At 36.6% G+C, this 12241-nt stretch carries 6 protein-coding genes; all 6 read right to left on the reverse strand.

The window, feature by feature from the left end:
• Positions 1-541 precede the first annotated feature (541 nt).
• Positions 542-2752, reverse strand: coding sequence for a transglycosylase domain-containing protein (locus Megvenef_RS03515; RefSeq protein ID WP_322776613.1), 2211 nt, complete (start codon positions 2750-2752; stop codon positions 542-544).
• Positions 2749-8679 (reverse strand): alpha-2-macroglobulin family protein, encoded by a 5931-nt coding sequence (locus tag Megvenef_RS03520; RefSeq protein ID WP_322776614.1) that lies wholly within the window; start codon positions 8677-8679, stop codon positions 2749-2751. The genes Megvenef_RS03515 and Megvenef_RS03520 overlap by 4 nt, the downstream gene beginning before the upstream one ends.
• Positions 8680-9201: 522 nt before the next feature.
• The gene (locus tag Megvenef_RS03525; RefSeq protein WP_322776615.1) at positions 9202-10149 is read right to left on the reverse strand and encodes a hypothetical protein; all 948 of its coding nucleotides are present in this window, start codon (positions 10147-10149) and stop codon (positions 9202-9204) included.
• Between the two features lie 76 nt (positions 10150-10225).
• Positions 10226-10738, reverse strand: a complete 513-nt coding sequence (locus Megvenef_RS03530) for an acyloxyacyl hydrolase (RefSeq protein WP_322776616.1) — start codon at positions 10736-10738, stop codon at positions 10226-10228.
• Positions 10739-10742: 4 nt separating this feature from the next.
• On the reverse strand, positions 10743-11429 hold the full coding sequence (locus Megvenef_RS03535; protein ID WP_410519755.1) for an RlmE family RNA methyltransferase: 687 nt from the start codon (positions 11427-11429) through the stop codon (positions 10743-10745).
• Positions 11430-11432: 3 nt separating this feature from the next.
• A complete protein-coding gene (gene nusB, locus Megvenef_RS03540) occupies positions 11433-11909 on the reverse strand; it encodes a transcription antitermination factor NusB (protein WP_322776617.1) in 477 nt (158 codons plus the stop codon).
• Between the last annotated feature and the right edge of the window lie 332 nt (positions 11910-12241).

The raw sequence follows: 12241 nt of genomic DNA on the forward strand, positions 1-12241 counted from the left end.
AAAAAATGAATGTGCGGTGATTTATTTTTGAAATTCTTGAAATTATATCAAAAATTTAGAGTTTTGACGGAGAGACTACCTATTACTAGTTAAGTTGTAATGTTATTGAACGAATAAAGTGATTGTAAAAAATCATCTTCCCATAAAATTAAGAATGATTTTAAAAGATTAAATAACCTGAACTATGGATAAGGAATAGAGAGTCGTATGGTTTTATACTGGAGCTCGCTGTACGCACCGTCATCCTGAATTTACTTCAGGATGACATGAGATAGGAGAAGATTACTTGGCTGAAGAGACAGGCGAAACCAACTGAGTTCAGCTGACATTAGATAAGAAGATACCGGATCAAGCCCGGTATGACTGTGTTTCTTGCTGGACATAACTAAATCTAATATTTATCTATCCATAGTTGGGGTTAAATAAATAGATTTAAATTAGCCTACTTTGTTGCTTACTAGTATTAATAGGCTTTATTCCTAACTCAGTATACCTAGCTCAATTAAATTAATTTGTAAGTAAACGCTACTAATCGAGCCGGTTATTTTACATTAAAAGCATGCTTCTCTGTTTTGGTTAAAACTTGGCCATTACGCCATATTATAGCTTCTACGTAATGCTTACCTATTTTTGTGGGCCACAAGAATGTTATTCCTAATGTAGGAGCATGTTTTTCGTTGTCTATAACCCATTCGACTGTATCTGTTTCTAAAGCTCCTGATAGGCGCATCTCAAATGCTTGCTTGTTATGCGGTATGCGTGGATCAATGGCCATTTCCAGGCCATTGGCTGGACGAAAAATATCTATTTTGTTAGTAGTAAGTTCAACTGGGGATTTTTCTTCTTCTGGCAGGAAATACTCGGTATGCATTGCACAATTTAGAGTATGATTTTCTAAGTCCTCAGGATTTATGCATACATCTTTTGCCACTAATTTCGGGCTAATATAAAGCGGTGCGGTTTCGGTATTTTTAGTGAGCTCATTAAAAATACCACGTAATGCAAGAGATGGTCCTAATGAACCAGTAATCCCATCTGTTGCGCTATAATCGGCATTTCCCATCCATATTCCAACAACATATCTATAATTATAGCCAACTGCCCAAGCGTCACGGTAATCATTTGATGTACCAGTTTTTACTGCTGTTTGGGTTGGTAGATTCAGTACACTGCCTCGACTAAATTCAAGATTCCTTGCCCAAGGATCAGAGAGAATATTACCTATCAAAGAAGATACTTCATCTGAGTAAATGCGTTTTTTATCTGATGGGGCATCTCGATAAAAGGTGATTTTAAGTGGTGAGAATATCCCGCGATTTGCAAATGTTGAATAGGCCTGTGCTAATTCAAATAGTGTTACTTCTCCGTTACCTAATGCTAGACCTTCGTCATAATAATCTGCAGCCTGCGTTAAACTTTTGAAGCCTAGATTTTGTAAAATAAACAAATATTTTTCGGGCGTAACATAGTTAATTGTGTGCAATGCTGGTATATTTAAAGAATTACCAAGAGCAGTTCGAAGTGTTACCTTCCCGTAGTATGAATTGCTGTAATTATGGAAATGGTGAATACCTTGACCAACCCTATTTGAATAAGGTAAGTCCTCTATTATCGTTACTGCTGTCCAATCTTTTTCAAGTGCGGCACCATATAAAAATGGTTTAAGAGATGAACCAGGCTGGCGTGGAGCAGTTACCATATCAATTAGGCACCCAGAAGCCTTATTCATTGTTTCTTTGCACCGAGAACCGACGGAAACCCAAGCGATAATCTCATTGGTTTTGCTATCTATTACAATGGCAGCGGCATTATTAATATTTTTTGATGACAATGATTTTAGACGATTTTCAAGCAGATCATTAATAAATTGTTGTAGGTTGCTATCTAGTGTAGTAACTATTTTAGTCTGATTCCAAGCAGATTGATTTCCTATGTGTTCTCTTACATAATTGACAAAATGAAAAGACGATGTTGGCGTCTTTGCGACACTTAGGATAAGATTATGTTTTTTCAGATTAATAAGTGATTCTGAATCAAGAATATTATATTCCACCAGTTTTTTTGCTAAACGATTAATGGAATCCTCAATTTGTACTTTGCCTCCATAGAGGTCAAATTTTGATGGAGCTCTTACCAGAACAGCCAAAGCTAGAGTTTCTTTAATGCTTAGAGTGTTTAGGTCGCGATCAAAATAAAACCGTGCTGCTTGAACTACACCTCTTCTATTTGAAGCATAAGGCACTTGGTTTAAATAAAACTCAAGTATATCACTTTTACTCACTTGCGTTTCCAAAGCAATTGCCTCTAGTCCTTCGATCCATTTTGACCAATAAGAACGTGCTCTAGGGTGCAACATCCGGACTACCTGTTCGGTAATTGTGCTTGCCCCGCGGGACTTGTTACTAGACCAAATACGTTCCGATAGGGCGCTAGCCCTTGCTTGCCAATCAACACCATGATGTTTAAAAAAACGTTTATCCTCAGCTAATATAAAAGCTTGTTGGAATGATTCTGGTATTTCATGTAGTGCTATATTATCGTGTGTATTCCAGCGAGTTTGATATGAAAAAGTAAGTGGTTTATTATTACGGTCCAAAATTTGTAAATTACTAGCATCGGAGCGGACAGCGTGAAACTCCATGTATGGTGAGGTAAAGTCTGAAATAGTTTTGCCAATAAAGATAACTAAACCAAGGATCAAGGACAGACAAGACCATTTGAAAAATTTACCAGTATATGGTTTATGTATCATTGTTGTTGATGTACCTTAAGCTGCTCTGTAATACCTTTGCCATAAATATCTGGATCATACATTTCCTCTGCGTGTACTGGCATGATAACAAAATTACCAGGCGCAATGGCTTGTGTGGTATATGACAAATGATAGTTTCCTGCTGGTAGGTAATCAGAATAGAAACGAGCAGAATCATGACGTAGTTCTTTATGATAGAAACTCCACCGCGATACGTTATACGAAATCCAGTCTGAATATTTGAACCACCACGAGCCACTTGTCGCTGTAAAGTTTCCTTTGTCTGCATCTACGATAGAGGTGGTTGCTAAATCACGGTTTACTGGTTCTAGTCCACCTGGAATTGGATCGTTAACGACAACAAAATTTCTTGCAGTCGGCAATGAAAGAAATATATCAACCCTAACCAATTCAGACTGTTTGAGTTCTGAAGGTGATTTAAGTAGTTCCCATTTACCTTGCCTCTCCACGCTATATTCTCTTTTGATTTCAATGCCAGAATTGGTGTAACTATCTTGTTCCTTAAGTGGGGCAAAACTGACACGAGTTGTATAATAAAGCCTTCCATCTCCCTTGCGGATAATAGTTGCTTTTACGTCTCTTCCAGGATCAGTTGATTCAATCTTTTTTATAAAAGTAACTGGAGTTTCTTCGGCATCAGTAAATTTGGTCTCACCAAATTTTTTATTATCTAATGCAACAGTAACATTCATATCTGGTTTTATGTTTTCATATACCCTTGCATAATCAACCAGTCCATTAAGACAAAATAGATTTTCTTGTGTATTTTCCCAATGTGTCTTGCTGCCACGCGCCTCCGTGATCATACGAACTAATTTATATGGAATGTCTTCAACTAGTTCTTTTCCTTCTTTCTGTTCTCCTAATTCAATAAAGGTCGAAAGTATAGCGCAGTTTTCACGCAGCGGGCTAGATAAAATTCTACTGTAGCTATCATCTAGTTGTTCATTAAAGGTAAACTTGCCACCAGATTGACTAGCATTGGATAAGATGAGTTTAGATATTTCAGTAACAAAATTCTCTCCCCCTTTTACATGCATTGCAGCCTGTAAGAAATAAGTTTTCCCAAACAGACTCATTTGTGCCACATGTGGACGATAACGTTCTAGGTCGGCTAAGCTTATTTTATCATTTTGAGCAAGAGCTGCTAGTGCCACAGCACGTACGGTAGATGCCATGCCTTTATCGTAGAAGTCAGGGTAAGTATCGTGCTTTAAGAAATTATCAAGATAACCATGCAATTTATTTATAATTTCATCTGGTATGCTGTAGCCACTTTTTTTCATCCAATTGAATGCAATGGCGGTGTAAGCGGTTAAATATGGATCGACATATTGGTCTTTTGGTATGAAATATGCCATACCACCATTAGGAGCCTGGAAGTTTGCAGCCATTTTTAAAGTTTCTTCTGGCAATTGTTTGGCATCTTTCCATTCAAAATCTGTTGGCATATAAGCACGTAGATTAATATAATGAGAAGCCATTACCCCCCTAGTCAAAATTTGCTCCCAGCACGTATATGGATAGTCACGTAAATATTTGAATGCGCCATCTATATTGCCAATTACAGAAGGGGAGGCGACAATACTAACACTACCTATGTCAGTATGAATTTCTTTAGGAAATTTGATAGATTCTTCAACTTTATCCTGATTTGTTGTCCCATAATTTGTAGATATTTCCAGTGACCTTCGTTTATTTATAACCAGAATATGCTCTAATTTATCGCCATCCCTCGAATCTTTAGCTGTTACTTGGAAGGTAATTTTACCTAATTCACCTTCTTTTGTAGTCCCGACTAGTTTTGTTTGTATTGGCATCCATACTGTAGTGCGTTTGTACGGTTCTAATGTTATTTTTTTATTTAGGGTAGCTGGAAGTTTTTTATCATATAAAGACCCACTAGCCTTAATATTTACCACTATATCTCGTTTTTTATCAGTACGATTCATCACACTAAAGCCAGCCTCAAAGCTATCGCCGTCTGTAACCTGATTCGGCATTACTGGGCGAACTTCGGTTGGTCTATTGACCTTAAAGTTTATATCGCCAAGACCCATCCTATCTGATGGAGTCACTGCTAAAGCTAAAACACGCCAGCCAGTTAAATTATCAGGCACTTCAAAATCAACCTTGGCGTTACCCATGGCGTCTGTTTTTATAGACGGATTCCAGTAACTGACAAATTTAAATAGGTTACGCATAGCTAAATCAGAACCACCGTCACCTCCAGGGTTTGCACCTTTTTTTTCAAATTTCTGTCTGCCAACCAAGCGTGTAAGCAAACTGTAATTACGTAAATCAAGACCATCTAAATTGTAAAATCCCTCATAAGGGTCAAAATAAGATTTACCCCCTGCGACTAAATCAAACACAGACTCATCAATCACGACCACGGCTATCTCAATAGGTTCTTTTTTGTCTTTGAATTTTGGCTCTGCATGAAGTGTAAGTTTTACTCTATCGCGCGGTTTATAAACTTGATGATCTGTTTTGGCAGTAACTAGAATTTCTTTATACGGATCTTTGATTGGCACAGTCAGATAGCCAATTCTAAACGATGGTTTGCCAAGATCTAATTGCCCCTCAATAGGCTGATCAACACGTGGCGAGAATACGACGACAGACAAATAGAATCCTGGAATATAATCAGGCTTAATTTCAAATTCGATAATTGGAGTGCTGCCTTCAAGAGTTTGGACAAAATGATCAATTACTCCATAACGTTCTATGGTTATAAGAGCTTGAGCATTTGGATAAGGGTTCTTGATAAGATACCTTGCTTTGTCACCTACTTTATATGTTGATTTTTCTGGAATAATTTCCAAAGAATAATCATTCGATTCATTCCATAGGACATGTCCATTACCAACTACATACATATATATACTAGTACTATGATCAGCACCTTTGGTATCCTTAATACTAGCAATAGCACGATAATAGCCAGGTTCTTTTGGATTGAATTCACAAATATTTGAAACATTTTGTGAATCTCCCGTACAACCACCTTTTGGTACCCAATGGTTGGTAAATTCCGTTAAGTAGCTATTCCCAGCACTTTTTACTTTTGCGGCTTTTGTTTCTTGTTTTTCAATTGTAATGGCGACTTTTGTGCCTACTACTGGTTTGCCAAGCTCGTCAGTGACAAGGTAATCGATATTAGCAGGCTTACTAGTTTCAAAAATCCAATCTTTCGTTTTAAGGCCAACAAAACGATCTACGCCCGCATAATCTGCATAGGTTTGAGACGAAACGTACTTACCCCGGTCATCTTGCACTGAGCTTTCAAACATTAGCCGACCATAATAGATATTTTGTTTAGGCAATTTAAACAGAATGGAGTTTTCTCCTTTGTTATCAATACGATCTATTTTTTGGAATACTTGATTTTGGTAATATTCACCCACATAACTGCCAAAAATAAAATCCTTAGCTATTGGATCTTTTGAGGTAAATACCTTACTTTCAAGCATCGCTGTGATACGTACATTTGCATCTGTATAGGCGCCACCAGAATGTAGTTTTGCCTGAGTAGAAACTTGTACATCTGCTTGAGAATTGAATAGATCTCCATTTATTTGATTAGTCACTTTGAATGGAGAAGGAGTAAAATCGCTAACCAAGACTCTGATAGGATACCATGTAAGCTTTTCCGCTTCTTGTTCATTGGTTGATTTTTTATTAGCAAAATCGGCTGTTAAACGAAATTGGTACCAGCCTACCGATGCTTGTTTTGGAACAGTGAATTCTCCTGAGTAAGAGCCAAACTCATTAAGAGACAGTTCTTTGATTTCATGGACTTTATTACCTACCGGGTCAATAATCTCAAGATTATAGCCATTTTTTGGTGCAGCAGTTAAAGTTTTGTTGTCCTGGTTACGAACATAGAGCTTGTATTGCATAGTATCGCCAGTTCGATAAATTCCCTGAGCAGTTGTTCCCCATGTTATAATATGCCCGTAAAGTTTTTTAGTATTATAGTAAACACTTTCTCCGACGGATCGATAAGAATCAATAATAAAATTATAGCTAATTGGCATGAGTGCCATTTCTCCATCTTTATCGACACGGACAAATAATTTGTCATCTTCATCTCGCCAGCTGCTATAAAGGTCAAGCATCGGATCAAGTTTTTCCATACCGGCTAATATCGCAATACCATCAGAAGAGGTAACTGCCTCCGATAGTAATTCTTTGCCAGCACTTAATTCAGTGAGTTTATCTTTGTAGATACTAACTTTTGCATCATCAACAAGTTGACCAGTTGCTAGATCTGTAACCCAGACGGTACTGTTAAAATGTCCTAATTTTACATGCAATTGATATGGTGTGACTTGAGCAAATAAACGATGACTATCAGGTGATTTAGTAACCAAAGGTTCTGTGCTTAATTGTCCATAAACTGCTCCACTTTTTCCAGCTAACATTTGACGAATTTTGAAAGGGATTGCAAACTGCACGTCTTGAACGTTTGGAAGCTCTTGAGTTGATGAAAGACCAGCTTCTGCACCATTGGGCGATAATTTACGATAATTAAAAGTGATTTTATTCAAATTATTTACATACAAGGGCACTTCGCTCTCAATTTTAGCTTCTATTACTGCGTTATTATGGATTATTTCAAAATTTGGCTTTCGATGATTTGTCTTAAAACTTATGTCGATTGGCTTTTGCAAGGAGCGACCAAATTCATCTTGTAAATCTGTTTTACCTATTTCTTTGTTTTCATCAATGGTTTGAGTTTTTAAATTGTAATCAGTAATTGCTTTAAGTCCAACAGGTAGCCAAATTTCATATGTTCTATCTTTTTGATGCTCTTGCCAAAGGCTAGAATAATCTTCACTATTCGCCCAAACGTCTGGACTACTAGCGTTTACATCAAGGGGTGGATTAAAGAGAATATTGTTTTTTATCTGAGAACGTAATACCGGAGTGCTAAATACCATTGCTGCTCCGCGCATAGGATTACATAATTTTTGTGGTTCCGCTTTGCCAGGTGTAATCAGAATTGAATTTGAATCATCTTCATTAGTATAACATTTAATACCCAAAAACGAGAATTCGGGGAACGTTTGAAACCGAAGAATCTCTCTGTTGCCAGTGCCTTTTTCGTTACCAAGCGCGGAAACAAGGCCAGGTAGGACTTTAAGGCTAATAGAACTATCTAGTGGCAATTCTTGTTCGGACGTGACTAGCCAAACTCTTCTTGCCTCATCCTCCCCAATTTTTTGCAAATCTTCATCACTTTTCTGGGGGCTAGTCTGATCTATAGTAGCTAACGTCTTGGTGCCTGGGATAGGAAGATAAGATGGTTGCTCTCTGTCATCTGGGTCTGGTTCAACTTTTAGTGTGAAATTTTTCTTACTACCTTGTGCTGCAACAATAAATAGACTAGATTGTACAGACGCTTTAGTTACGGACTGATTAAATGTTAACCTTAAAACGGGAGCGCTTGGGGATAGCCATTTTCTAAACCAAGCATACACGATATCAGGACGTTGTGTTGTAAATTGGTGGGTAAAAGCCTCTGCGATAGTTGACCCATCTTCGGCTTTGATACCTGGGTTAATGGTAATTTTATAGCTGGTAGCTTCCCTAAGAGCATTTTTTTCATCCAAATTACAAGAAAGCGCACTGGTATTTAACCAACGCCACTGACATTGGAGGCTAGGTTCAATTACAACAGGGATTTCTGAATTATCGCGTTCCATACGTCCAATTGGCACCACCGGTCGATTAAACTGAATGACGATTTGCCTACCTGCTTGTACATCTTCTTCTCCTTCTGGAGTTACACGCAAAATTCGAAGCTCCTTATTTTGGGCAAACTCAGCTGAATCAAATGCTCCTATTGCTGTGGCAGTAGATAAAAAAAACAGAATGATAAGGATAAAAATACGCATAATAATCAACGCCTATAAGTCAATGGATATGATATTATTTGTATCATATCCTATTTTGACTAAATTTATCTACTTATATATTAGGTATTTAACCTGAACTATGGATAGAAATAGAGTCGTATGGTTTTATACTGGGACTCGCTGTACGCACCGCCATCCTGAATTTACTTTAGGATCTCTGAGATAGGAGAAGATTACTTGGCTGAAGAGGTATGCAAACCCACTGAGTTCAATATGAAGGTAGATAAGAAGATACCGGATCAGGCCCGGTATGACTATATTTCTTGCCGGACATAACTAAATCTAATATTTATCTTATCCATAGTTGGGGTTATTTAGGAACTTATCAAGCCTGAATTTGGCATAAGAAGCGATGGTAATTTCGTCTAAATGCTTATTCTTTATGACTAAAAGCGTTTAGGTGGAGTAGCAAGTCCATTCTGAACTTGATTCAGGTTAAACAAATATTGCTTATTTGCAGTATTAGAATTTTTCACTAGACTCTTATTACGGATGCTGGGGTTAATCAAATTCAGTTATGAAGCCATCAGCTAGTATTGGCAGCTCAAACATCTCTGCGTAGCTAGCTGTTACGCCAGACTGATCTAGGTAAGATCCACGTTCCTCTATGCAAACTTCTTTGAACCGTTCTAAAGCATGGTCTTTTTGTAATTGCGAGAGTCCCATTTCTGCCAATTGAAATACATTAGTAAAATATGAAAATACATAATTTTTAGAAGAGAATTGCTTTAATTTTTTAAAAACCCTTCCTATATACGTAGATGGAATAGGTGGCTGAGCATCAGGAACAATAGTGAAAACTTGACTACATTGAGAGCCCCAACTATTAATAACATTTGGCCGATTATTAATCGTAATAAAACCGTTTGTACTTATGTCGTTATCAACATCAAGTTTCTCTATTAAAGCTTTAGCACCAGGGTTTTCAAATGTTATGGCAGTAACTTGGGAAATAGCTTTTGCTTGATCACGTTCTTTAAGACTTTTTTTCATATGTACAGCACCGCACTGCGCTATTACTCCCCCTATAGAGTGGCCAGTATAATGAAAAGTATAATTTTCAGCGAGAGGGCCTAATGAATCTAATAGCATTTCGTTTACCTTTATCACTTCTTGTACATTGTAAGGAGTGAAGCCCAGAGCAAAACGCAAAGCACCAAATAAATCCAGTAACATGTGTTTAATAGGGGCATATCTTGAACCACTATTTGCAATAATTATTTCTTTTTCCTTATAATTAATAAGTACTAGAGCTTGGTAACTACTCGAAAGATCGCCTAGCATATGTGCCGTGGCCATTATCAGTTCATAATTCTTGGGAATAAGCAGATCTTCAAAGCTCCTAAAGTCAGACAAATAAGAAGCTTCTATAGATTGTACACTTCCTCTTAGTATTTCTTTACATTTAGAACTAATATCATAGTTCCTTTTGCTTTCTCTTTTTGACATAAAACAAGTTACTCACTCATCTAAATAAGCAATGAATTTAATATTAAGAACTTCGGTCTTATACTCAGATAGTCTTTTAAAATTTATAACCATACCTAATTCCAATATCAGTTAAACCTGGATTAGGCTTTACAATGTCGGCGCTGGAAATGTGGTCTATCATTAACGAAATTGAGTGTATTTCAGAGAGTTTGTAACCGAGTGAAAATGATTCTCTAAAAAGTAAATTTGAGCCAAGACCTCTTCTTTTTTTCGATATTTTTTTCTTGGCATTATTAATCGATATACCAAGAGAAGCCTCAACCAAGAAGCTGCTACCAAGATCAGCGTGCCAAGTTAATCCTGTATACAGATTACTGGTATAACCTTTATTATTAATGCTTGCCCCTATATGAGGATAAGCTCTTATGTAATTATCTAGCTTATCTAGTAAGTACTCAACAATAATATTTTGTCCTTTCTCAACTCTATGTTTTAGTTTGTTATCAAAATCATGCTGAGTTATTCCGATTTTAAACTCTTGGGCTGAAGTATTAAATGCGGTAAAAATTGACGCTATACTAAGAAAGATTATAAGTTTTTTTTTCATACGATCAGTCCTTTTTGTTTAAAGCTATTAAGTAAAATTCGCTTGATTCTTTACGGCTTGAGTCTGGTTTGAAGTGCTTGATGGTTTTAAAGTGTTGTTTAACTATGGTCAATAAATCAACTTCAGCTCCGCCGCGAAATATTTTAGCTACGAAATGTCCGCCTGGTTTAAGAATTTTTAGTGCAAAATGAAGCGCGTTTTCACATAATGCCATAATTCTTAGGTGGTCAGTTTGGCTATGTCCTATGGTATTTGCTGCCATGTCGCTCATCACAACGTCAGCAAGGTTTCCATCTAGAGCATTTATGATTATTTCCTGGGTATCATGGTCATAAAAATCTTTTTGAAATGATAGTACCCCAGGAATATTTTCAATTGGAAGTAAATCTATAGCTATAAGTTTATTAGGAGCGTTTGTAGAATCAGATTTAATAATTTTTGCTGCAACTTGTGACCATCCTCCAGGCGCTGCACCAAGATCAACTACATTGAACCCTGCTTTTAAGATATGGAATTTGTCGTTAATTTCAATAATCTTATATGCTGCTCTTGATTTGTAGCCGTCAATTTTAGAGCGAGCGACGTATTGATCGTTTAATTGTCTTGCTAGCCATCTTGTTGAAGAGGTTTTTCTCTTTTTTGCTGTTTTGACTTTGACGAACTTACCACGGTAGCCTGTAGATGCTGACATTATTTACCTTTTTTTATCGGCGTACTTATCCAGCACAGAGTTGACAAATCCTATCTGTCCATCATCAAGCATGTCGCTTGCTATATCAGTATATTCGTTAATGATAACATTGCGTGGTGTTTCTGGAAAATATTTCATTTCGCAAATTGATACTCTAAGAGTAGCAAAGAGAAGTTGTGGCAGGCTTCTTATAGTCCATTCGTTGGACAGGTGATCTTCAATAATTTTATCGATTTCCTGTATATTGTCATGCGTATGTTTAACCAATTCTTTTAAGTAATTAAAACTAGGTTTGAGTTTTAATAGGCTTTTTGAATCAAGTTCATAATCACTCTTTATATCTTTGTCTCGATAAAAATCAATAATTTGTAGCAATAATGTTTCAATATCCGTATCTTGTTTATCATTTTCAAATTGATATAAAGTTTGAATTGCAGCAATGCGTGCAATGGACTTGCTGTTAAGTTGCGAATTGAACATTTATTTGGGGGTCTAAAGTGATTTGTTGAGCATTCTAGCAAAAAAATAGCTATTGGTAAAGGTAAGTTTCCTTCTTAAGCTGATTTAAATTGAAGAATGCTAGAATGATAGTTTGGTTTTGTATTATCGTCTATAATAATAATTATTCGTTCGGAAGTAGTGTTCTTCATGCATTTTTCGGTTGTATTTTTTCTTGCAAATGATATAAAAACCTGGATATTTATTTAGTAAAAAAGGGTACGCTCGTGAATAAAGTTTTAAAAATAGTAGTTTTGATGTTTGTAACTATGGTATCTGTAAAAGCTTTTGCAGATAAGGTAAGTGGGATAAAT

This window comes from Candidatus Megaera venefica (genome assembly GCF_034554655.1).
Taxonomy (GTDB): domain Bacteria; phylum Pseudomonadota; class Alphaproteobacteria; order Rickettsiales; family Rickettsiaceae; genus Megaera_A; species Megaera_A venefica.

What these genes read in the sequence shown, in the direction of transcription:
- Megvenef_RS03535 (WP_410519755.1), bottom strand. Translation starts at nt 11,429, where the DNA reads ATGTCAGCATCTACAGGCTACCGTGGTAAGTTCGTCAAAGTCAAAACA.
- Megvenef_RS03520 (WP_322776614.1), bottom strand. Translation starts at nt 8,679, where the DNA reads ATGCGTATTTTTATCCTTATCATTCTGTTTTTTTTATCTACTGCCACA.
- nusB (WP_322776617.1), bottom strand. Translation starts at nt 11,909, where the DNA reads ATGTTCAATTCGCAACTTAACAGCAAGTCCATTGCACGCATTGCTGCA.
- Megvenef_RS03530 (WP_322776616.1), bottom strand. Translation starts at nt 10,738, where the DNA reads ATGAAAAAAAAACTTATAATCTTTCTTAGTATAGCGTCAATTTTTACC.
- Megvenef_RS03525 (WP_322776615.1), bottom strand. Translation starts at nt 10,149, where the DNA reads ATGTCAAAAAGAGAAAGCAAAAGGAACTATGATATTAGTTCTAAATGT.
- Megvenef_RS03515 (WP_322776613.1), bottom strand. Translation starts at nt 2,752, where the DNA reads ATGATACATAAACCATATACTGGTAAATTTTTCAAATGGTCTTGTCTG.